At 66.3% G+C, this 21,009-nt stretch carries 20 protein-coding genes and 1 tRNA gene; 13 read left to right on the top strand and 8 right to left on the bottom strand.

Annotation, left to right across the window (positions count from 1 at the left end):
* Positions 1-223: 223 nt before the first annotated feature.
* The 4 genes from U1701_RS13760 (at position 224) to U1701_RS13745 (ending at position 3,533) form a co-directional block, all read left to right on the top strand.
* Complete coding sequence (locus tag U1701_RS13760; RefSeq protein WP_332783136.1) at positions 224-1,942, top strand: M1 family metallopeptidase; 1,719 nt, start codon at positions 224-226, stop codon at positions 1,940-1,942.
* Positions 1,909-2,178, top strand: a complete 270-nt coding sequence (locus U1701_RS13755; RefSeq protein ID WP_332783135.1) for a hypothetical protein — start codon at positions 1,909-1,911, stop codon at positions 2,176-2,178. Before U1701_RS13760 ends, U1701_RS13755 begins: the two co-directional genes overlap by 34 nt.
* A gap of 2 nt (positions 2,179-2,180) precedes the next feature.
* Positions 2,181-2,573 (top strand): c-type cytochrome, encoded by a 393-nt coding sequence (locus tag U1701_RS13750; protein WP_332783134.1) that lies wholly within the window; start codon positions 2,181-2,183, stop codon positions 2,571-2,573.
* Between the two features lie 240 nt (positions 2,574-2,813).
* Positions 2,814-3,533, top strand: coding sequence for a hypothetical protein (locus U1701_RS13745; RefSeq protein ID WP_332783133.1), 720 nt, complete (start codon positions 2,814-2,816; stop codon positions 3,531-3,533).
* Between the two features lie 78 nt (positions 3,534-3,611).
* Here the strand turns inward: U1701_RS13745 and clpX are convergent, their stop codons facing one another.
* The 5 genes from clpX to U1701_RS13720 all read right to left on the bottom strand — a co-directional run bounded on the left by clpX (position 3,612) and on the right by U1701_RS13720 (position 8,653).
* Complete coding sequence (clpX, locus tag U1701_RS13740) at positions 3,612-4,877, bottom strand: ATP-dependent Clp protease ATP-binding subunit ClpX (RefSeq protein ID WP_332783132.1); 1,266 nt, start codon at positions 4,875-4,877, stop codon at positions 3,612-3,614.
* Between the two features lie 168 nt (positions 4,878-5,045).
* A complete protein-coding gene (locus tag U1701_RS13735) occupies positions 5,046-5,735 on the bottom strand; it encodes an ATP-dependent Clp protease proteolytic subunit (protein WP_332783131.1) in 690 nt (229 codons plus the stop codon).
* Positions 5,736-5,791: 56 nt separating this feature from the next.
* A complete protein-coding gene (locus U1701_RS13730; protein ID WP_332783130.1) occupies positions 5,792-6,724 on the bottom strand; it encodes a glycosyltransferase family 2 protein in 933 nt (310 codons plus the stop codon).
* A gap of 123 nt (positions 6,725-6,847) precedes the next feature.
* Positions 6,848-8,500: a trigger factor gene (gene tig, locus U1701_RS13725; RefSeq protein ID WP_332783129.1), complete on the bottom strand. Its 1,653-nt coding sequence runs from the start codon at positions 8,498-8,500 to the stop codon at positions 6,848-6,850.
* Positions 8,501-8,568: 68 nt separating this feature from the next.
* Positions 8,569-8,653: transfer RNA gene (locus U1701_RS13720), tRNA-Leu, on the bottom strand.
* A gap of 108 nt (positions 8,654-8,761) precedes the next feature.
* Between U1701_RS13720 and U1701_RS13715 the strand changes: the two genes are divergently transcribed.
* Both U1701_RS13715 and U1701_RS13710 read left to right on the top strand, forming a co-directional pair.
* A complete protein-coding gene (locus tag U1701_RS13715; protein WP_332783128.1) occupies positions 8,762-8,914 on the top strand; it encodes a hypothetical protein in 153 nt (50 codons plus the stop codon).
* Positions 8,915-8,923: 9 nt separating this feature from the next.
* Positions 8,924-9,142, top strand: a complete 219-nt coding sequence (locus U1701_RS13710) for a hypothetical protein (RefSeq protein WP_332783127.1) — start codon at positions 8,924-8,926, stop codon at positions 9,140-9,142.
* Between the two features lie 237 nt (positions 9,143-9,379).
* Here the strand turns inward: U1701_RS13710 and U1701_RS13705 are convergent, their stop codons facing one another.
* Together U1701_RS13705 and U1701_RS13700 are read right to left on the bottom strand one after the other, a co-directional pair.
* Entirely contained in the window at positions 9,380-10,405 is a 1,026-nt protein-coding gene (locus U1701_RS13705) for an aspartate-semialdehyde dehydrogenase (protein ID WP_332783126.1), read from the bottom strand.
* Between the two features lie 111 nt (positions 10,406-10,516).
* Positions 10,517-12,805 (bottom strand): S9 family peptidase, encoded by a 2,289-nt coding sequence (locus U1701_RS13700; protein ID WP_332783125.1) that lies wholly within the window; start codon positions 12,803-12,805, stop codon positions 10,517-10,519.
* Positions 12,806-13,086: 281 nt separating this feature from the next.
* Here U1701_RS13700 and U1701_RS13695 point away from each other — a divergent pair, with 281 nt between their 5' ends.
* The 6 genes from U1701_RS13695 to U1701_RS13670 all read left to right on the top strand — a co-directional run bounded on the left by U1701_RS13695 (position 13,087) and on the right by U1701_RS13670 (position 18,378).
* Positions 13,087-13,704: a DUF6975 family protein gene (locus U1701_RS13695; protein WP_332783124.1), complete on the top strand. Its 618-nt coding sequence runs from the start codon at positions 13,087-13,089 to the stop codon at positions 13,702-13,704.
* A gap of 81 nt (positions 13,705-13,785) precedes the next feature.
* Positions 13,786-14,640, top strand: coding sequence for an AAA family ATPase (locus tag U1701_RS13690; RefSeq protein ID WP_332783281.1), 855 nt, complete (start codon positions 13,786-13,788; stop codon positions 14,638-14,640).
* Positions 14,637-16,058 carry a glycosyltransferase family protein gene (locus U1701_RS13685; protein ID WP_332783123.1) on the top strand — a complete coding sequence of 474 codons (1,422 nt, stop codon included), beginning with the start codon at positions 14,637-14,639 and terminating at the stop codon, positions 16,056-16,058. Before U1701_RS13690 ends, U1701_RS13685 begins: the two co-directional genes overlap by 4 nt.
* Positions 16,059-16,107: 49 nt before the next feature.
* Positions 16,108-16,671: a CHAP domain-containing protein gene (locus U1701_RS13680; RefSeq protein ID WP_332783122.1), complete on the top strand. Its 564-nt coding sequence runs from the start codon at positions 16,108-16,110 to the stop codon at positions 16,669-16,671.
* A 141-nt stretch (positions 16,672-16,812) separates the two neighbouring features.
* Positions 16,813-17,991, top strand: a complete 1,179-nt coding sequence (locus U1701_RS13675; RefSeq protein WP_332783121.1) for a vWA domain-containing protein — start codon at positions 16,813-16,815, stop codon at positions 17,989-17,991.
* A gap of 96 nt (positions 17,992-18,087) precedes the next feature.
* Positions 18,088-18,378: a hypothetical protein gene (locus tag U1701_RS13670; RefSeq protein ID WP_332783120.1), complete on the top strand. Its 291-nt coding sequence runs from the start codon at positions 18,088-18,090 to the stop codon at positions 18,376-18,378.
* A gap of 57 nt (positions 18,379-18,435) precedes the next feature.
* Here U1701_RS13670 and U1701_RS13665 read toward each other — a convergent pair whose 3' ends face one another.
* The gene (locus U1701_RS13665; RefSeq protein WP_332783119.1) at positions 18,436-19,581 is read right to left on the bottom strand and encodes an anhydro-N-acetylmuramic acid kinase; all 1,146 of its coding nucleotides are present in this window, start codon (positions 19,579-19,581) and stop codon (positions 18,436-18,438) included.
* A 101-nt stretch (positions 19,582-19,682) separates the two neighbouring features.
* On the opposite strand from U1701_RS13665, the gene rimO reads away from it, so the two are divergent.
* Positions 19,683-21,008 carry a 30S ribosomal protein S12 methylthiotransferase RimO gene (gene rimO / locus U1701_RS13660; protein WP_332783118.1) on the top strand — a complete coding sequence of 442 codons (1,326 nt, stop codon included), beginning with the start codon at positions 19,683-19,685 and terminating at the stop codon, positions 21,006-21,008.
* The last annotated feature ends 1 nt before the right edge of the window (position 21,009 follow it).

Raw genomic sequence — 21,009 nt, 5'->3', positions numbered from 1 at the left:
CGTTGTGTCTTATATGGGGAGGATGAAGCGTCCATCAATTGCCTGGGTGGGGTAACCTCGTCGCGTCCACTGGCATCGCGTTAACTTGCTGTTCTCCCGCGAAGGCGGGAGTCCAGGATCAAGCAGCGCTGGCGTTCGTTACCCTGGACTCCCGCCTTCGCGGGAGAACGGACAGGTCATGCGTCAGGCTTGTATCGCCCTGCCCTTCACGCGACAAAGCGGCATGAATCTCCGCCTCGTCCTCAACGCCAGTGCGCTCGCGCTGATCGCCGCCGCACCGCTTCCCAAAAAGGGCGAGCCCGCAATCACCGCGCAGACTCAACGCTCAGGCGGTGTGCTCACCGCGGAACAGACCGCACTGACCTTCGAAAACGCCGACCTGGCGTTCGAGGTGCTGCCCGAAACCGAAAGCCTCAACGGCATCGCCACCCTCACCTTCGTCGCCAAGGCGCCGATCGCACGGCTGCCGATCGATCTCGACCGCAACCTGCCGGTCAGCGCGATCGCCATCAACGGCACGCCCCTACCCGCATCCGCCTGGACCAACCCGGAGGGCCGGCTGACGATCACATTGCCCAAGCCAGTGGCCGCGGGCGAGCGCGTCACCGCGAAGATCACCTACAGCGGCACGCCGCACGTCGCGGTCAAGGCGCCGTGGGACGACGGCATGGTCTGGTCGAAAACGTCCGATGGGCGCACCTGGTTCGCGACGACGGCGGAGGGCTATGGCTGCGACCTGTTCTGGCCGTGCCTCGACTTCCCGACCGGCGAGCCCGCGGTCGTGACGCTGCACATCACCGTGCCCAAGGGGCTGAAGGCGCCGTCGAACGGCGTCCTGCTCGGCGTCGACACCCTGCCGGACGGCCGCACCCGCTGGAACTGGCGGACCAAGCACCCGAACACCTATGCGATCGCGCTCAACGTCGGGCCGTATGAAGAGATATCGGGAACCTACAAGAGCCGGTTCGGCAACAGCATCCCGATGGCCTACTGGTACCTGCCCGGCGAGAAGCCGCAGGCGGAAAAGCTGTTCGCCGAATTCGCGCCGACGCTCGACTTCTTCGAATCGATGATCGGCCCCTACCCGTTCGGCGACGAGAAGGTCGGCGTCGTCGAAACCCCGCACAAGGGCATGGAGCACCAGACGATCAACGCCTACGGCAACGCCTATGCCAAGGCGCCCGAAGCGTTCGACTGGCTGTTCCAGCACGAATTCGCGCACGAATGGTTCGGCAACCAGCTGACCGCCGCCAACTGGGACGATTACTGGCTGCACGAGGGCTATGGCACCTATATGCAGCCGCTCTACGGCGAGTGGCGCGAAGGCCGCGCGCGCTATGCCGCGATGATGCAGACGCAGCGGACGTCGATCATGAACCGCAAGCCGATCACCCAACAGCGCGTGACCACCGAAGAAGAGGTGTACGAGCTCGACAAAGGCGGCGCGGGGCAGGACATTTATTACAAGGGATCGTGGATGCTCCACACCCTGCGCGGGCTGATCGGCGACAAGGCGTTCTTCGCCGTAACCCGCCTCGCCGTTTATGGCCGTCCCGATCCGAAGCCCGGCAATTTCAAACCCCGGTTCGGATCGACCCCGGAGTATGAGGGCTTCGTGCGGCAGGTCACCGGCAAGGATTATCGCTGGTTCTTCGACGTCTACCTCCGCCAGGCCGCGCTGCCCGATCTGATCGAACGCCATGAGGGCGGGCGTCTGTCGCTGGCATGGACCGTACCCGGCGGCGGCGCGTTTCCCATGCCGGTCGAGGTACAGGTCGCGGGCAAGACGCACGTCGTGCCGATGACCGGCGGCAAGGGCAGTCTGTCGGTTCCGGCGGGCGCGCATGTCGTGATCGACCCCGACGCGAAACTCCTGCGACGCAGCGTCGCCATCGAGGACACCCAAGCATGGAACGCACAGCCAAAACGCCCGACACCCTAACCCCCGAAGCCGCGCCGCTGGTGCCGCGAGTCGTCGAGATGGCAGCGATCTTCATGGTCGGCGACGGACTGATCGGCCTGATCCAGCCTCGCCGCCACGTCGACCTCTGGAAGGACCGCGCGCTCGGCGCCGAGGTCGCGGTACGCCCGTTCGTTGACCGGCCCGGCCGACGCCGTCTCTACGCGCTGGTCCAGATCGCCGCGGGCCTTGCGCTGGCGGCGCGCCAGAAGCGGTGAGAATGCGCCGTCTGCCCTGGTGGGCGCTCTTGCTCGCCGGCTGCGACCCACATCCCGCGCCGGTGGCGCGCGACACCGCGACCGGAGATATCGCGGCGGGTGCCATCATCTTCCGTCGTTGCGCCGCCTGCCACACGATCACGAGCAGCGGCACGGATACCGACGGGCCGAACCTGTACGGCGTGGTCGACGCACCCATCGCCGCCCGTCGCCCGCGCTATGGCTACACCGCCGCGCTGCAGGACGCCGGCGGCACCTGGGACCGCCGCCGCCTCGACACTTGGCTCACCGATCCGCGCCGAATGGTGCCTGGCACCTCGATGAACTTCGCTGGCCTGGCCAACCCGAAGGACCGCGCCGACGTCATCGCGTATCTCGCCGCAAACGGCCCCTGAGACGATCGCCGGGGACTGTACTGCCCGTGTCTGTTCGAGTTCTGCCGAACCGCCACGAAACAATTGCTTACAGGCAATGACGGCAGGTTTTCAGCAAACAACTCCCCATGTTGCGACCCAACCGATACGGTGGTAATATTTGCAGCGATGATTGTCCGGGGGGATGACATGGCTACGCTTGCACCGGGAAGACCTACAACTTCAGGAGAAGATCGTTATTTTGTTGCTGCCGCGCTCGTCATGGCAGCGATCGTCTTCGGCGCATTTTCGTTGCAGTTCGCGATGGGACGCTCCAGCTTCGGAGCGCCGCTTATCGTCCACCTCCATGCACTCGCGTTCATGGGATGGGTGGTGATCTACGTCGCGCAGACAACCTTGGCGGCAAGCGGCAACCGACCGATGCACCGGTTGCTCGGATGGGTGGCGACGGTCTGGGTCGTCCCGATGGTCGGGCTGGGGATCACCGTCACCGTATTGATGGTGCGCCGCGGCCAGGCGCCGTTCTTCTTCCAGCCAGCGCAGTTCCTCATCCTCAATCCTGTCTCGGTGCTGACGTTCGCCGCGTTGACCTGGACGGCGGTGGGAATGCGGCGTCGGACCGGGTGGCATCGCCGCCTGCACTATTGCGCGATGGCCACCCTGCTGGCCCCCGCATTCGGCAGGCTGCTGCCGATGCCGCTTGTCCGGCCATGGGCGTTCGAACTGGTCGCGGTGTTCGTGATCCTGATCCCGCTGGCCGGCATCGTCGCCGACCGCCGGCGGACGGGGCGGACCCATCCGGCGTGGCTTTGGGGAACCGGGGTGATCCTGCTCTCGACCCTGTCCGTCGAAGCCCTGACCTATAGTCCGCCGGGCGAAGCACTGTACCGCGCGGTGACGGCGGGAACACCCGGCGCAGCGGTTGATCCCTACGCCTTTCCCCCGCCGCCACGGTCACCGCAGATCACGGGGCGATCGTGAACGCCGGCGTATCGCCCGCCCGTCACGCAAAACGGGCGCCGATCACTCGACGCCCGCTTCGTTGGCTCTACGGATAGATCAGGCGGCGTCGCCGGTCTTTTCCTTCTTGGTGTAGACGCGGATCGGTTCCTTGCGGCCTTCGATCACGTCCTTGTCGATCATCACCTCGTCGACCCCGTCCATGCCGGGCAGGTCGAACATCGTGTCGAGCAGGATGCTCTCGAGGATCGAGCGAAGCCCGCGCGCGCCGGTCTTGCGCTCGATCGCCTTCTTGGCGACCGTCACCAGCGCGTCCTCGGTGAAGTCGAGTTCGACAGACTCCATCTCGAACAGCTTCTGATACTGTTTGACCAGCGCGTTCTTAGGCTCGCTGAGGATCTTCACCAGCGCGGGGATGTCGAGATCCTCGAGCGTCGCGATCACCGGCAAACGGCCGACGAACTCGGGGATCAGCCCGAACTTCAGCAGATCCTCGGGCTCGACCGACTTCAGCGTCTCGCCGGTGCGACGCTCGTCCGGCCCGGCGACATGCGCGCCGAAGCCGATCGACTTGCCCTGCAGGCGATCGCCGATGATCTTCTCGATGCCGCTGAACGCGCCACCGCAGATGAACAGGATGTTGGTCGTGTCGACCTGCAGGAATTCCTGCTGCGGATGCTTCCGGCCGCCCTGCGGCGGCACCGACGCCGTCGTGCCCTCCATCAGCTTGAGCAGCGCCTGCTGCACGCCCTCGCCGCTCACGTCGCGCGTGATCGACGGGTTCTCGGCCTTGCGCGAAATCTTGTCGATCTCGTCGATGTACACGATCCCGCGCTGCGCCCGCTCGACATTGTAGTCAGACGCCTGGAGCAGCTTGAGAATGATGTTCTCGACATCCTCACCGACGTAACCGGCTTCAGTCAGCGTCGTCGCATCGGCCATCGTGAACGGCACGTCGAGGATACGGGCAAGCGTCTGCGCGAGCAGCGTCTTACCGCACCCGGTCGGACCCATCAGCAGGATGTTCGACTTGGACAGCTCGACATCGGCACCCTTGGCGCCATGGTTGAGCCGCTTGTAATGGTTGTGCACCGCCACCGACAGCACGCGCTTGGCGCGCTTCTGGCCGATCACATAATCGTCGAGGACGTCGCAGATTTCCTGCGGGGTCGGCACGCCGCCATCCTTCTTGGATACGAGCGCCGACTTGGTCTCCTCGCGGATGATGTCGTTGCACAGCTCCACGCACTCGTCGCAGATGAAGACGGTTGGGCCCGCAATCAGCTTGCGCACCTCGTGCTGCGACTTGCCGCAGAACGAGCAATAGAGGGTGCTCTTCGAGTCGCCACCGCTCAGCTTCGTCATCAAAACCTTCCTCGGTGCAGGTCCACCTGCACATATGTGGGCCGGACATGGTAGCCCGGCCGTGCTCCATCCGACAATGGCATAAAAGCCCTAAGCGAACGGTATAACGCGCCACAACCACGGACGGGCCCCGTTTCCACGGGGGCGCCCGCCCGGGGTGGCAGCGCCTTATGCGGTCTTGCCGCTATCCTCGGCGACAGCGGGACGCTTGTCGAACACCTCGTCGAGCAGGCCGAACGTCTTGGCCTCGTCCGCCGACATGAACTTGTCGCGGTCCATCGCCAGCTCGATCGCCTCGAGTGGCTGGCCGGTATATTCGGCGTACAGCTCGTTGAGGCGCGCACGGATGCGCAGGATCTCGCGGGCCTGGATCTCGATATCGGTCGCCATGCCCTGCGCCCCGCCCGACGGCTGGTGGATCATGATCCGCGCGTTGGTCAGCGCGACGCGCATGCCCTTCTCGCCGCTCGCGAGCAAGAAGCTGCCCATCGACGCAGCCTGGCCGATGCACACCGTGCCGACGCGCGGACGGATGTATTTCATCGTGTCATGGATCGCCATGCCCGCCGTGACGACACCGCCCGGCGAGTTGATGTACATGAAGATGTCCTTCTTCGGGTTCTCGGACTCGAGGAAGAGCAGCTGCGCGGTGATCAGCGAGGCCATGCCGTCCTCGACGCCGCCGGTCACAAAGATGATGCGCTCGCGGAGCAGGCGGCTGAAGATGTCGAACGAGCGCTCGCCGCGGTTCGACTGCTCGATGACGATGGGAACCAGGCCTGCGTGCGTCTGCTGCAGGCCGAGCCCGGCGCTGGCCAGGGGAGCCGCGAAATCGCCGGTCTCGAACGGATTATGCATGGAAATCTCTCTAATGCCCCAGTGAGCCGCCAACATCGGCGCTACGGTGGGGGAGTTCAAGCCCCGCGGGTGGGTGCCGGGTACGCCAGATACGCCAACCGCCGCACCTCACGCCGCCCGCGCACGACGGTGTCGAGGATCAGGCCGGTGAACACGTTGAGCGCTGCGAAGGTGCCGAGCCCCGTGATCAGGATCGCGGTCGGGAAGCGCGGCACCTGATGGATCTCGATATAGGTCAACACCAGCGGGATGCCGAGGATCAGCCCGAGCAGTGCGAACGCACCGCCGATCGCGCCGAAGAACCACAGCGGCCGCTCGATCCGGTAGAGCGTCAGGATCGTACCGAGGATGCGCCAGCCGTCGCGATAGGTGCTGAGCTTCGACGTCGAACCCTCGGGTCGCGCGAAATACGGCGTCTCGATCTCGGCGGTCGGCATTTTCAGTTCGAGCGCGTGGACGCTGATCTCAGTCTCGATCTCGAACCCGGCCGAGAGCGACGGAAAGCTCTTCACGAACCGCCGCGAAAACACGCGGTAGCCCGAGAGGATGTCGGTGAAGCTCCGTCCGAACAGCCGGGCGAGCATGCCGGTGAGCAGCGCGTTACCGAGCTGGTGGCCGCGGCGATAGGCCTCTGCGGCCTCATGGATGCGGCTGCCGACGATCATGTCGAGCTGCTCGTCGAGCAACCGCGCGACCAGCGCGGGGGCGGAGGCGGCGTCATAGGTCGCGTCGCCATCGGCCATGACGTAGATATCGGCGTCGACATCCGCGAACATCCGCCGGACGACCGCACCCTTGCCCTGGATCCGCTCGCTGCGGACGACGGCACCCGCGGCGCGCGCGACCGCGATGGTGCGGTCCGCGCTGTTGTTGTCGTAGACGTAGACCGTCGCATTTGGGAGCGCGGCGCGAAACCCCGCCACCGTCTGCGCGATCGCGGCCTCTTCGTTGTAGCAGGGCAGCAGGACTGCGATCGTCGGTTCGGTCACGCTTTGCCCCAATCACGTCCGTCACCCCGGACTTGTTCCGGGGTCCATCGGTCCGCATACCCCCCGGCCGGAGAGTATGCGGAACCATGGATGCCGGAACAAGTCCGGCATGACGATGTGGTGTTACGCCTCGGTTTCTGCCTTTGGCTTCTTCGCGCGCGGCTTCTTCGCCGGCGCATCAGCAGCTTCGGTACCTTCGGCGTCCTCAGCCGCAACCGGCGACGATTCGGTCACCGCGGTCTCGGCCTCGACCGGTGCCGCCTTCTTCTTGGCAGCCTTCTTGGCCGGAGCCGCCTCGCCCTGAACGCCGGCATTGTCGCCCTCGGCAACCGGGGTGGTCGCCTCGGCAGCGTCCTCGGTCACGGCCTTGGCCTTCTTGGCCGCCGGCTTCTTCTTCGGCTTGTGGTTGTCGTGATCGTGCGTGTGCGTGCCGCTGGCGAACCCGTCCTCGCTCTCGATCGCAGCTTCCAGCTCCTCGCGGGTCGCTTCGCGGTCGGTGATCTCGGCCTTCTCAAACAGGAAGTCGACGACCTTGTCCTCGTACAGCGGTGCACGAAGCTGTGCAGCCGCCATCGGCTCCTGCTGGACATACTGCATGAACTGCTGGCGCTGCTCAGCCGGATACTGCTGCGCGGCCTGCGCGACCAGACGCTGCATTTCCTGGTTCGACACCTCGACGCCGTTCGCCTGGCCGATCTCGGACAGCAGCAGGCCCAGGCGCACGCGACGCTCGGCGATCTTGCGGTAATCGTCGCGCTCGCCTTCCATCTCGGCCATCGCGGCCTCCGGGTCGACCTCGTGGGTGGCTTCGTGCTGCAGCTGCGACCAGATCTGCTGGAACTCGGCTTCCACCATCGACGGCGGAACCTCGAAGTCGTGGCCTTTGGCGAGCTGGTCGAGCAGCTTGCGCTTCATGTGCGTGCGCGTGAGCCCGTTATGCTCCTGCTCGATCTGACCTTTCAGCAGACCGGTCAACTGCTCGAGGCTCTCGAGACCCAGGTTCTTGGCCAGATCCTCGTCGATCACGCTCTCGCCCGCGGTCTTCACCGACTTGACGGTGATGTCGAAGGTCGCGGGCTGGCCGGCGAGCGACTTCTCCTGATATTCCTCGGGGAAGGTCACGTTGAGCACGCGCTCTTCACCGGTCTTGATCCCGACAAGCTGATCCTCGAACCCGGGGATCAGGCGGCCCGCGCCCAGCTCGACGCCCATGTCGGTGCCGGTGCCGCCGTCGAACGCGACGCCGTCAGCGGTCTTGCCGACGAAGTCGACGGTGACCAGGTCGCCCATCTTGGCTTCATAGTCGTCGGCGGCGTCGTCCCACTTCTTCTGCTGGTCGGCGAACTTCTGCAGCTGCTCGGTGACCGCGTCGTCGGCGACGGGCACGGTCAGACGCTCGAGCTTCAGGCCGTCGATCGCGGGTGCGGGGACCTGCGGGAGGACCTCCATCTCGACCTTCACGACAGCGTCCTTGCCGACGTCATAGCCGTCGACCAGCTCGACCGACGGCTGCATCGCGGGGCGCAGCTGCTTCTCGGCGACGAGACCCTGCACGCCCTCCTGGATCGCGGCGTTCAGCGCGTCCTGCGCCAGCGCCGGACCGTGCATCTTGCGCACCAGGTTCGCGGGCACCTTGCCGGGGCGGAAGCCGGGCATCTTCATCTGCGGCGCAAGGCGCTTCAGCTCGACATCGACCTTCGCGTCGATATCCTTCGCGGTGATGGTCAGGGTGTAGGCGCGCTTGAGGCCCTCGTTCAACGTTTCGACAGTCTGCATGTCCGGCCTTTGTCTATAAGAGCATTCGGAAAAATTTCGTGTGGCGTTCCCCGCCGAGGCGGCGGGTCTGGTGCGGGCGAAGGGACTCGAACCCCCACATCTTGCGATGGCAGGACCTAAACCTGCTGCGTCTACCAGTTCCGCCACGCCCGCATGGACACCGTCGTAGCGGGCGCGTCTATACCAACGATGCGGTCGGGGGCAAGCGCGCAGGCAACCGCGGCGACGCTGACACGTTGATGCGGCCTAAGGAGAAACGATATGGCCAGCCAGCCCCCCGCAGAGACTCCCGTCCCGAGTTCGCCCGCCGAGCCGAGCGTCGCGCCGCCCGAGTTCAACCCGCCGCCGCCCGACACGGTCGTACCCGACCCGAGCGCGCCGATGGACCCGACGCCGATCCAGCCCGAAGTCTGAAGGACCGCCATGACCGATCCGCACAAAGCCACCGACCCCGAAACCCTGCCCGAGGATCGCGACGAGGATACGCGTAGCGACCTCGAACAGACCGTCGCCTCGCGCTCCGACGCGGTCGAGCGGGGCGACGGCGGGGAAGAACCCGGCACGATGACCGATACGGGCATGCCCGATGGCGCCGGTGGTACCGGCGGCGTCGTCAAGAACCGGGACTCCGACGCGCAGTGACACACCCGTTCTCCCGCGAATGCGGGAGTCCAGGGGCCCCGGACGGTAGCGCTCGTAACCCTGGACTCCCGCCTGCGCGGGAGGACGGCAAGGCTGGCGCCCGTCCGTGACCATTATCCCACCCCGGCGCAGGCCGGGGCCCAATTGGGGATGGTTCGTAACGGAGTATCGCGCTCCCTTACTCAGACCTTCCCAACTGGGCCCCGGCCTTCGCCGGGGTGGACGTACTTTGTCCGCTCAATCCTTCTTCAGATGCCGCCGCCCCAGCAATTCGGCGATCTGCACCGCATTCAACGCAGCGCCTTTGCGCAGGTTGTCGCTCACGCACCACAGATTCAGCCCGTTCTCGATGGTCGGGTCCTCGCGCACCCGGCTGATGAACGTCGCGAACTCACCGACGCATTCGATCGGCGTGATGTAGCCGCCATCCTCGCGCTTATCGATCAGCATGACCCCCGGCGCCTCGCGCAGCAGATTTTGCGCCTCCTCGGCCGAGATCTCGTTCTCGAACTCGATGTTGATCGCTTCCGAATGCCCGACGAACACCGGCACGCGGACGCAAGTCGCGGTCACCTTGATCTTGGGGTCGAGAATCTTCTTGGTCTCGACCACCATCTTCCACTCTTCCTTGGTCGATCCGTCGTCGAGGAAGCTGTCGATATGCGGGATCACGTTGAACGCGATCTGCTTGGTGAACAGCTTCGGCTCGGCGGGATCGCCGACGAAGATGTTACGGCTCTGCTCGAACAGCTCGTCCATGCCCTGCTTGCCCGCGCCCGACACCGACTGATAGGTCGCGACGACGACGCGCGTGATCTTGGCAGCGTCGTGCAGCGGCTTCAGCGCCACCACCATCTGCGCGGTCGAGCAGTTCGGGTTGGCGATGATGTTGCGCGCGCGATAGCCGTCGATCGCCTCTGCGTTCACCTCGGGCACGATCAGCGGCACGTCCGGGTCCATGCGGTACAGCGACGAATTGTCGATCACCGTGCAGCCGGCCGCGGCGAACTTCGGCGCGTACACCGCGGTCGCGGTCGACCCGATCGCGAACAGCGCCATGTCCCAGCCGGCGGGATCGAAATTCTCGATGTTCTGGACTTTGATCTGCTTGCCGGTGTCGCCATAGTCGACCATCAGCCCCTGGCTGCGCGACGACGCGACGCACGCGATCTCGTCCGCGGGAAACTCGCGCTCCGCCAGGATATTGAGCATCTCGCGCCCGACATTGCCGGTCGCGCCCGCGACCACGATCCGATAACCCATAATACCTCCGTCATGCCGGACCTGTTCCGGCATCCACCGTGCCGCACATCCCACGGCGCGGCTCTTGCCTTACGGTGGACCCCGGAACAAGTCCGGGGTGACGTAGCGATTCTATGGCGCGACCGGCTTGTCCTTCACCGTGCGGTCCAGGAAGTTCAGGATCGTCCCCCAGACATGCTCACTGATCCCCGGCCCCGACACGCGGTGGGTGTAGCCGGGGTAGAACATCATCTCGAACGGCGTCGACGTGGCCTGCATCCGCGCCGCCACCTTGGTCGAATTGTCGAGGAAGACGTTGTCGTCGGCCATGCCGTGGATCAGCAGCAGCGGATCGACGATCCTGTTCGCGTCCTCGACCGCGGCGGACCCCGAATAGCTCGCCGGATCGACCCGCGGATCACCCAGATAGCGCTCGGTATAATGCGTGTCGTACAGCTGCCAGTCGGTCACCGGCGCGCCCGACACCGCGGCCGCGTACACGCCCGGCGTCTTCTCAAGCATTTTCAGCGACATATAGCCACCGTACGACCAGCCATAGGTCGCGATCTTGCTCGGCTCGACGAACGGCAGCGTCTTCAGATACTGCGCGCCGGCCAGCTGGTCCTCGACCTCGACCGTGCCCATCGCATGATAGATCTGGTCCTCGAACGCCTTCCCGCGGTTGTACGAACCCCGGTTGTCGATCTTGAAATAGATCCAGCCGCGGTCGACCAGATATTGCGGCAGCGCGCCCTGCCAGCCGCGCGTCACCATCTGCCCCGTGCCGGGACCGCCATAATGTTCGAAGAACACCGGATATTTCTTGCCCGGCTCGAGCTTCGGCGTGATCATTTCGTAATACAGCGTCATGCCGTTCTTGGCCTTCAGCGTACCGAACTTGGTCTCCTGATGGCTCGCCAGATACGGGTAGTAAGGATGCCCCTCGACCACCGCATTCTCGTTGATCCAGCTGATCCGCTTGCCGTCGGCATCGGCCAGATAGACCTGCGTCGGCTGCTTCGGGTTCGACCGCGAGACGATGAAGCGCGTCCCCGCATCGTCCATCGTAGCGCTGTTCCACCAGCCCGCCTCGGTCAGCTTGATGATCGCATTCGGCTTGGCGATGTCGACCGCATAGAGCTGCTGCTCGAGCACGTCGTCCTTATTGCCCAGGAAGAACAGCCGCCCCTTGGCCTGATCGACGCCGACCAGATCGGTGACGACCCAGTCGCCCTTGGTCAGCTGCGTCCACTTCCCCGCAGCGAAGCGGTAGAGATGCCCATAGCCGCTGCGCTCCGACCGCCAGATCAGGCTTCCGTCTTTGAGCACGCGGTAGGCGTCGGACAGGTTCAGCCAGCTCTTCACGCCCGATTTCTCGGTGAACAGCACCGTCGCCTTGCCCGTCGTCGGATCGACGCGCAGCATCTCGAGCCGCTTCTGGTCGCGGCTTTGCCGCTGCACCAGCAGCTGCGAGCCATCCGGCGTCCAATCGACCCGCGCCAGATAGATGTCGGGATTGGCGCCCAGATCGACCTTCACCTGCCCGGATCCGTCCGCCTTCATCACGTACAGCTCTACCAGCGCGTTGGGCGTGCCCGCGGCGGGATAGCGTTGTTCGTACACCTTGGTCCCGGTCGCGCCGATCGACGCGCGCGTGAACGTGCGCACCGGCGCCTCGTCGAACCGCTCGACCGCGACGAAACGTTCGTCGGGCGACCACCAATAGCCGGTGCGGCGATCCATTTCCTCCTGCGCGACGAACTCCGCCTCGCCGAAATGCACGGTGCCGCCGCCGCCCTTCGAGAGAGCGCGCGCCTCGCCGCCGGCCAGCGGCTGCACGAACAGGTTCTGGTCACGCACGAACGACACGAAGCCGCCCTTGGGGCTGACCACCGGGTTCAATTCGCCGCCGGGCGTGTCGGTCAGCCGCTTCGCCGCGCCGTCGAGTCCCGCCAGATACAGGTCGCCGTCGAGCGGCACGAGGATCGACTTGCCGTCGGGGGCCCAGTCATAGGCGACGATCCCCTTCGACCCGCCGATCCGCGCGCGCTCGCGCTGCATCTTCTCCGCTTCGGTCAATTCCGCGCCGCTGCCGACCTGCTTGGAATCGACCAGCATCCGCTCCGCCCCGGTGCTCGTGTCGCGCGCCCAGAGATCCAGCCGCTCCTTCTCGTCCGCGCGCGGCCGTAGGAAGGTGAGCAGCGCGCCGTCGGGCGACAGTTTCAGCGCACGCGGCTGCTGCCCCGACAGCTCGGGATTGCCGAACACGCGCGCCATCGTCAGATCGCCGGGCTGCACCGTCTCGACCGGACGAACGGGCGCCGGTGCGGGAGCGGGCGCCGCCTGCTTGGCGACCTCGTCAGCGGCCATCGCGGCCGTCCCGACCGACGCCAGGGCAAGTCCAAGCAACCATGTACGCATCCTAATAGTCTCCGTGGCGGCTCGCCAGGCGGGAGCCGGCGGCGGTCGCGCGTTATTGCGGGGCCGCTGCCGTCCGTAAAGACCGCATCAACGCGATCCACCCGCATGCGGCCACCGCAATACAGCCGTTTTGCAATAATTTACGCGTGCTTAACCACCTCTTTACCCGACGTGACTAATCTATCGGGCGGAGATGACAGCGCGGGCGCTCCGCCCAGATCGACCGGGGACAGACGATTTCGCAAACGGCACAGCATGGCGCACGAGGGAGCGCCTGGGACATGGTGGTCCGGCTTGCCGCCCTCGACGGCAGCGCGCCACACCCGCATCTGTTGCGCCTGGTGCGCGGTGGCCCCGCGCAACGCAACCTGTCCGACGCGGTGCACGCGCTGTGTGCAGTGCACGGCCATTATCCCGGCATGGTCGAAGACGCGCTGAACCAGCGCGCGCAACCGGAAGCACACGACTGGCTGGCGGCGGTCGCCGACGGCTTCGCCGCCGAGCGCGGCTATCTGGTCCAGTTGCTCGCTGCGGTCGGCCCGTTGCCCTCGACCCCCGGCCAGTCGGAAACCGCCACTGCGTTGATCGCCGAACGCCAGACGCTGGCGATCCTCGCGCGGTCGGAGCGAAAGGGGTGCGCGACCGGCGCGGTCGCCGCGTTGCTGTGCGACTGGACCCCGATCCGCCGGGTGCTCGACGTCGCTGCGCTCCGCTTCGGGATCGAGGCACAGCCGACGGCGCTCCCGCCTGAAGCCGAAACCGCGCGGACGATCGCGACCCTCGGGGACTCGCCGTCGGTGGAACGCGCCATCGCGTTCGGCGCGCAACAGCTGTTTGCGCAGCATCGCGGGCTCTGGTCGCTCCTCGAAGCCCGTTCGAGCGCGCGCGGCGATCTGTAACGCCGCCCCCATATGCGGGTGCTTGCGTGCCTCCCGCGTCCCCCTCTATCGCTAGCCGACAGTCGGAACCCGGGAACCATGATGAAGCGCTTCGAAGGCACGCAAAGCTATGTCGCGACCGACGACCTGAAGGTTGCGGTCAACGCCGCGGTCACGCTGCGTCGTCCTCTTCTCGTGAAGGGCGAACCCGGCACCGGCAAGACCGTGCTTGCCTATGAGATCGCGAAAGCCGTCGGCGCGGAACTGATCGAATGGAACGTCAAGTCGACGACCAAGGCGCAGCAGGGCCTGTACGAATATGACGCGGTCGCCCGCCTACGCGACGGCCAGCTCGGCGACGAACGCGTCCACGACATCGGCAACTACATTCGCCGGGGCAAGCTGTGGGAGGCGTTCACCCGCCCCAAGCCACCCGTCCTGCTGATCGACGAGATCGACAAGGCCGACATCGAATTCCCCAACGACCTGTTGCAGGAACTCGATCGCATGGAATTCCATGTCTACGAGACCGGCGAGACGGTCCGCGCGGTCGAACGCCCGATCGTCGTCATCACCAGCAACAATGAAAAGGAGCTGCCCGACGCGTTCCTGCGCCGCTGCTTCTTCCACTATATCAAATTCCCCGACCGCGACACGATGCAGCGAATCGTCGACGTCCATTTCCCCGGTATCCAGAAGATCCTGGTCGGCCGCGCGATGGACCTGTTCTACGACATCCGCGACGTGCCCGGACTCAAGAAGAAGCCCTCGACGTCCGAACTGCTCGACTGGCTGAAGCTGCTGCTCCACGAGGACATGCCCCTCGACGTCCTGCAGAACCGCGACCCGACCAAGGCGATCCCGCCGCTGCACGGCGCGCTGCTCAAGAACGAACAGGATGTGATGCTGTTCGAACGCCTCGCGTTCATGGCCAAGCGGCAAAAGAACCAGGGGTGACTGCACGCCGCGGCGCCTATGGGGCGATCGCGCTCGCGATGCTGGTCGGGCTCGGGCTGCGGCTGGCGACCGCTCGCGGCGGCCTGTGGCTCGACGAGGCCTGGAGTGCGCGCTTCGTCGCGCAGGCGGGCGATCCGGTGGGCGTGATCTGGCGGATCAACCACGACAACAACCATTTCCTCAACAGCTGGTGGATGCTGCTGGTCGGGCCCTACGCGCCGCCAATGTTGGTGCGCGGCCTGTCGATCGTCACCGGGGTCGCGGGGATCGCGGTCGCCGGGGCGATCGGGCTGCGCCGCAGCACCGCCGCCGGGATCATCGCTGCAATGTTGTTCGCGGTCGCGCCGATCCTGGTTGCCTATGGCGCCGAAGCACGCGGCTATGCGCCGATGCTGCTCGCGATGCTGGTTTCGATCCTGGTCGTCGACCGCTGGCTCGATTCGGACCGTCCCGGTCCGCGCTGGACCCTCGGCCTGCTGACGATGCTCGGCCTGCTGTCGCAAATCACCTATGTGTTCACGCTGGTGGCGCTTGGCGGGTGGATCGTCGTCGCGCTCGCCCGGCGGATGACGGTCGACGCCGCGGTTCGCACCACGCTGCGCACGCTGGCGCCGTCGCTGACCGCGGTCGCGCTGTTGGCCGCAGTCGTGGTCGCCGCCGCGCACGCCAGCACCACGGGATTCCAGGTCGGCGACTATGCGGCCTTCGCCGGCGACGCGTTCGCATGGGCGGTGTCCGAAGCCGCCATCTATACGCTCGGCCTGTCGTTCGGCCCGCCTCTCGCCACGATCGCGGTGGTGGCGATCGCGACCGCCGTGATGATTTGGACGCTGGCGCCGGGCGATGGACGCCGGGCGCTGTACGCGCTCGCCGTGCTGGCCTTCCCCGCGACTCTCGCGCTCACCCGTCTCGGCAACACCAGCTTCCCACGCTATTTTCTCGTTGCCTGCGTCGTGCTGCTGTTGCTCTTCGCGCAGACCGTGGGTGCGATGATGGCGCGCGGTCGGGTTTGGCAGATCGCAGCCGGCAGTCTCGTCGCGCTCGTGCTCGTGGCCGGCCTATGGCGCGACGGTGCGCTGGCCGCCGCACTGCGCGGCGACCCGGCGCGCGCCATCCTGGCGATGCGCGCCATCCACCCGGCCTGGACCAGCGTCGGAGTCGACACGATCCGCCCGACCGCGGTGCTCGACGATGCCGCACGGCGCGCGGACTACCCCCTCCGGATCCGCCTCACCTGCCCCGCCCCGGCGTTCGTGTTCATGGACCTGGCATCGCAAGCCGTCGCCCCAACGACGGTCGACCGCTGCGGCGTGCACTATGGCCGCATCGCGATCGGCCGCCACCTCGCGCTGTCGGGGTTCGACTGGGCGCTATACGCGCGCAGCCCGCCGCAAAGCGGAAGCGTTGCTGTCCATTAACTAAAATCTGCAACCTGCCGGTCATCGCGCCCGCCCTAGCGTTGCGGTCATGAAGCGATTCGCCCGACTCCTTCCGATCCTGGCTTTGGTCGCAGTCCCCGCGACGGCGACGGCGGCGTCGCTGCTGAACTATGTCGGCGAATGCGTGCCGTTCGCGCGCGCGGCATCGGGCATCCAGATCTACGGAAACGCCTGGACCTGGTGGGAACAGGCCGACGGCAAGTATGAACGCTCGCACAAGCCGCGCGTCGGCGCCGTAATCGTCTTCGCCAAGACCGCGCGCCTGCCGATGGGTCATGTCGCCGTTATCAGCCGCATCGTCGAAAAGCGCGTCGTCATGCTCACCCACGCCAACTGGTCGCGCCAGAACGGCGAACGCGGCCATGCCGAACAGGATGTCACTCTGTTCGACGTCTCGCCGCGCAACAACTGGAGCGATGTGAAGGTCTGGTACAGGGACGTCGACGGCCTCGGCGGCGGCGTCTATCCGGTCTATGGCTTCATCTACGGCGGCACCCGCACCGCGCCCGAACTGACCGGCCGCCACCCCGATGATGTTGGCGCACTGATCGACGCCTACGTGCCCATCAGCGGCAAACCCATCGCGCGCTAGCCGCACCGTCCGTCACCCCCTCGAAGGCGGGGGTCTCTCGGTAACAGGTCGCGCGTTCACCGCAAAAGACCCCAGCCTTCGCTGGGGTGACGAAGGGTGGCAACGCTTGCAGCGGGTCACCCCAGGGGGCAGAACGCCCCGATGTTCCTGAACTTTCTCGACGAACTGCGCAGCGCCGGCATTCCCGCCAGCCTCAAGGAGCATCTCCTCCTGCTCGAGGCGCTCGACGCCGAGGTGATCGAACGCACCCCCGAGCAATTCTACTACCTCTCCCGCGCCGTGTACGTGAAGGACGAGGGGCTGCTCGACCGGTTCGACCAGGTCTTCGCCAAGGTCTTCCGCGGCCTCGCCACCACCTACGATACGCAAGGCGGCGAGGTCCCCGCCGACTGGCTCAAGGCGGTCGCCGAGAAATTCCTGACCCCCGAGGAAATGGCCGCGATCGAGTCCCTAGGTTCATGGGACGAGATCATGGAAACGCTCAAGAAGCGCCTTGCCGAGCAAGAAAAGCGTCATCAAGGCGGCAGCAAATGGATCGGCACCGGCGGCACCAGCCCGTTCGGCAACGCCGGCTACAACCCCGAGGGCGTCCGCATCGGGGGGACGAGCACGCACAAGCGCGCGTTGAAGGTTTGGGACCAGCGCGAATTCCGCAATCTCGACTCCACGAAGGAGCTCGGCACCCGCAACATCAAGGTCGCACTACGTCGCCTGCGCAAATTCGCACGCGAAGGCGCCGCCGACGAACTCGACATCGACGCGACCATCGCCGGCACCGCGCGCCAGGGCTGGCTCGACGTCGTCATGCGCGCCGAACGGCGCAACGCGGTCAAGCTGCTGCTCTTCCTCGATATCGGCGGCTCGATGGACCCGTTCGTCAAGCTCTGCGAAGAGCTGTTCAGCGCCGCGACCAGCGAGTTCAAGAACCTGGAATTCTTCTACTTCCATAACTGCCCCTATGAGGGCGTGTGGAAGGACAATCGCCGCCGCTTGACCGAACGCACGCCGATGTGGGACGTGCTGCACAAGTTCGGCCACGACTATAAACTCGTGTTCGTCGGCGACGCGTCGATGAGCCCGTACGAGATCGCGCACCCCGGCGGCTCGGTCGAACACTTCAACGAAGAGGCGGGCGCGGTCTGGCTGCAGCGGCTGACCACCACCTATCCGGCGGCGGTCTGGCTCAACCCGCTGCCCGCCGAGCAATGGGGCTATACGCACAGCATCCAGATGATCCGTGAATTGATGACCGACCGAATGTACCCGCTGACGCTCGCCGGACTGGACGCGGCGATGCGCGAACTGACGCGCAAGCGCTGAGCGATCGACAGGGAACCGCAACGCCGCGCCACCGGTTTAGGCACGGTCAAAGTCGTTTCAGGAGCGTTACCGATGTCGTCGATCCCCTCTTCCGCCATGCCCCATGCCAAAGCTCATCACGACGAGCCCGCCGAGGCCCCCAAGCCCAAGACCGGCGCCACCGCGGCGGCCGGCGAGTGGATCGACGATGCGACCGAAGCCGCCAAGGCCGGTTTCACGACCGCTGCCGACGCCGTGAAGGCCAACCCGAAGACCGCGCTCGCCGTCGGTGCTGCCGTGATCGCGGGCATCGCCGCCGTGGTGGCCGGCCCTGCGCTGCTCGCGAAGGATGCCGACAAGGAACCCGAAAAGAAGTCGGGCGCCAAGGGCAAGACCGCGAAGAAGTAAGCCCGTCGAACGCCGTTCTCTCGCTGTCGCGGGGGAACGGCGGTCATATGATCGATCCTAGGGTCGATCTATCGCCCCGCCGGCCATTGCCTGTGGGGCTCCGGTGGTCCCCGGAAAGCTGATCGGCAGTCCCTTCAGCGTCCGCACCGCCATATAGGCGAACCCCTCCGCCTCCAGCGCGTCGCCGTTCCAGCCGAGCGTATCGGTCGGCTCCGGCTCGAGCCCGGTCCGCGCCGCGATCATCGCCAGCATCGTCGGATTGTGTCGCCCGCCGCCTGCCACCAACAGCCGCTTCGGCCGGCCCGGCAGGTGCTTCAACGCCTCGGCGACCGTCGCCGCGGTGAACGCCGTCAGCGTCGCCGCGCCATCAGCCGCCGACAGCCCCCGCGCGGGCTGGGTCGTGAAATCGTTGCGGTCGAGCGATTTGGGCGCCGGCATATCGAAGTACGGATGGTCGAGCATCGCGGTCAGCACCGCCTCGTCCACGCGCCCAGCCGCCGCCAGCGCACCGCCGGCATCGTAGCGCGCGCCGGTCTCCGCCTCGATCCAGCTGTCGATCAGCCCGTTCGCCGGTCCGGTGTCGAACGCGACCAACCCGGCGTTCGCGGAGACCGGATCGAGCGGTTCCGGCGCCAGTTCATGCGACAGGTGATCGGGCAGACCGCCGGGAATGAAGGTGATGTTGCCGACCCCGCCGAGATTGAGCACCGCGACCGGCCCGTCGAGCCCCGCCGCGAGCGCCGCGTGATAGACCGGCAGCAACGGCGCCCCCTGCCCCCCGGCCGCGACATCGGCGGACCGGAAATCAGAGACCGTGACGATCCCGGTCGCGCGCGCCATCGCCGCGCCGTCGCCGATCTGCCACGTCCAGCCACGGTCGGGTCGGTGCGCGATGGTCTGGCCGTGGAAGCCCATCACGTCGACGTCGGCTGCCGCAACTCCGGCTTCGGCGAGCAGCTTATGCACCGCGAACACGTGCGCGCGGGTGATCAACTCGCCTGCGGCGACGATCGGCGGGCTCGCGCGCGGACGCTCGAACGTCAGCGCCATCCGCGTCGCCTCGGCGAGCTCGGCGCGCGCCGCATCCGAATAGGGCTCGCCGCGAAACGCGATCGCACGGACCTGCCCTTCGCCGTCGGTTTCAATCAGCGCGGCGTCGATCCCGTCGAGCGAGGTGCCCGACATCAGGCCAATGGCTAGCATAACGGTCCCCTTTGCGCCGTCATGCCGCGGGGGGGCGGAGAAGTCGAGCAACGACACCACCCTAGAAAATCCGCGCCGTCTCGCCTATGTGCCGCGCTCTCATGGCAACGATACTCCCCTCTCCGCCCCGCGTCGGCATGGTCTCGCTCGGCTGTCCGAAGAACCTCGTCGACAGCGAGCGGATCCTCACCCAGCTGCGCAGCGACGGCTATCAGATGTCGCCCGATTATGCCGGCGCCGACGTCGTGCTCGTCAACACCTGCGGTTTCCTCGACAGCGCGAAGGAAGAGAGCCTCGACGCGATCGGCGAGGCGATAGCCGAGAACGGCCGCGTCATCGTCACCGGCTGCATGGGCAAGGAAGCCGAGACGATCCGTGCCCGCTTCCCCGGCGTGCTCGCGATCACCGGCGCGCACGAATATGAGCAGGTCGTCGGCGCGGTCCGCGAAGCGGCACCGATGCCGCCCTCCGCGTTCCTCAATCTCGTCCCCGACGCCGGCCTGAAACTGACCCCACGGCACTACAGCTATCTGAAGATTTCGGAGGGCTGCAATCACCGCTGCTCCTTCTGCATCATCCCGTCGCTCCGCGGCGATCTCGTCAGCCGCCGCCCCGACGCGATTCTACGCGAAGCCGAGAAGCTCGTCGCCGCCGGCACCAAGGAGCTGCTGGTCATAAGCCAGGATACCTCTGCCTACGGTATCGACATCCGCCGCGAACCGCGGATGTGGAAGGGGCAGGAGGTCGTGCCTCACATGACCGACCTCGCGCGCGAACTGGGCAAGATCGCGCCTTGGGTCCGGCTCCACTACGTCTATCCGTATCCGCATGTCGACCAGGTCATCCCGCTGATGGCCGAGGGGCTGATCCTCCCCTATCTCGACATCCCGTTCCAGCACGCCGCACCCGAGGTGCTGCGCCGGATGAAGCGCCCGGGCAACGACGCCAAGGTGGTGCAGCGCATCCACAATTGGCGCGCGATCGCGCCCGACATCACGATCCGCTCGACCTTCGTGGTCGGCTTTCCCGGCGAGACCGAGGCGGATTTCCAGTATCTGCTCGACTGGCTCGACGAGGCCCAGCTCGACCGCGTCGGCGCGTTCCGGTTCGAGCCGGTCGAAGGCGCCGCCGCGAACCTGCTGCCCGACCACGTCCCCGAGGCGGTTAAGGAAGAGCGCTACGCCCGGCTGATGGAACGGACCGCCGCGATCTCGACCGCGAAACTCGCGGCCAAGGTCGGTCGCACACTGGACGTGATCATCGACGCGGTCGGCGATGGCGGCGCGACCGGACGGTCCCAGGCGGATGCGCCCGAGATCGACGGCGAGGTGTTCCTGCGCGACGCCGGGCATCTGGAACTCGGCGACATCGTCCCGGTGCTTATCGAGGACGCCGACGAGCACGACCTATACGGCGTCCCGGCGTAAT

Source organism: Sphingomonas rhamnosi (assembly GCF_036663615.1).
In the GTDB taxonomy this organism is placed as follows: Bacteria; Pseudomonadota; Alphaproteobacteria; order Sphingomonadales; family Sphingomonadaceae; genus Sphingomonas.
Note: the sequence above shows the minus strand (reverse complement) of the source record. Positions and strands in the feature narration are given on the sequence as shown.

Excerpts from the sequence above, each read along its gene's own strand:
- U1701_RS13760 (WP_332783136.1), top strand. The coding sequence starts at position 224 with ATGAATCTCCGCCTCGTCCTCAACGCCAGTGCGCTCGCGCTGATCGCC.
- U1701_RS13755 (WP_332783135.1), top strand. The coding sequence starts at position 1,909 with ATGGAACGCACAGCCAAAACGCCCGACACCCTAACCCCCGAAGCCGCG.
- U1701_RS13750 (WP_332783134.1), top strand. The coding sequence starts at position 2,181 with ATGCGCCGTCTGCCCTGGTGGGCGCTCTTGCTCGCCGGCTGCGACCCA.
- U1701_RS13745 (WP_332783133.1), top strand. The coding sequence starts at position 2,814 with ATGGCAGCGATCGTCTTCGGCGCATTTTCGTTGCAGTTCGCGATGGGA.
- clpX (WP_332783132.1), bottom strand. The coding sequence starts at position 4,877 with ATGACGAAGCTGAGCGGTGGCGACTCGAAGAGCACCCTCTATTGCTCG.
- U1701_RS13735 (WP_332783131.1), bottom strand. The coding sequence starts at position 5,735 with ATGCATAATCCGTTCGAGACCGGCGATTTCGCGGCTCCCCTGGCCAGC.
- tig (WP_332783129.1), bottom strand. The coding sequence starts at position 8,500 with ATGCAGACTGTCGAAACGTTGAACGAGGGCCTCAAGCGCGCCTACACC.
- U1701_RS13715 (WP_332783128.1), top strand. The coding sequence starts at position 8,762 with ATGGCCAGCCAGCCCCCCGCAGAGACTCCCGTCCCGAGTTCGCCCGCC.
- U1701_RS13710 (WP_332783127.1), top strand. The coding sequence starts at position 8,924 with ATGACCGATCCGCACAAAGCCACCGACCCCGAAACCCTGCCCGAGGAT.
- U1701_RS13705 (WP_332783126.1), bottom strand. The coding sequence starts at position 10,405 with ATGGGTTATCGGATCGTGGTCGCGGGCGCGACCGGCAATGTCGGGCGC.
- U1701_RS13700 (WP_332783125.1), bottom strand. The coding sequence starts at position 12,805 with ATGCGTACATGGTTGCTTGGACTTGCCCTGGCGTCGGTCGGGACGGCC.
- U1701_RS13695 (WP_332783124.1), top strand. The coding sequence starts at position 13,087 with ATGGTGGTCCGGCTTGCCGCCCTCGACGGCAGCGCGCCACACCCGCAT.
- U1701_RS13690 (WP_332783281.1), top strand. The coding sequence starts at position 13,786 with ATGAAGCGCTTCGAAGGCACGCAAAGCTATGTCGCGACCGACGACCTG.
- U1701_RS13680 (WP_332783122.1), top strand. The coding sequence starts at position 16,108 with ATGAAGCGATTCGCCCGACTCCTTCCGATCCTGGCTTTGGTCGCAGTC.
- U1701_RS13675 (WP_332783121.1), top strand. The coding sequence starts at position 16,813 with ATGTTCCTGAACTTTCTCGACGAACTGCGCAGCGCCGGCATTCCCGCC.
- U1701_RS13670 (WP_332783120.1), top strand. The coding sequence starts at position 18,088 with ATGCCCCATGCCAAAGCTCATCACGACGAGCCCGCCGAGGCCCCCAAG.
- U1701_RS13665 (WP_332783119.1), bottom strand. The coding sequence starts at position 19,581 with ATGCTAGCCATTGGCCTGATGTCGGGCACCTCGCTCGACGGGATCGAC.
- rimO (WP_332783118.1), top strand. The coding sequence starts at position 19,683 with ATGGCAACGATACTCCCCTCTCCGCCCCGCGTCGGCATGGTCTCGCTC.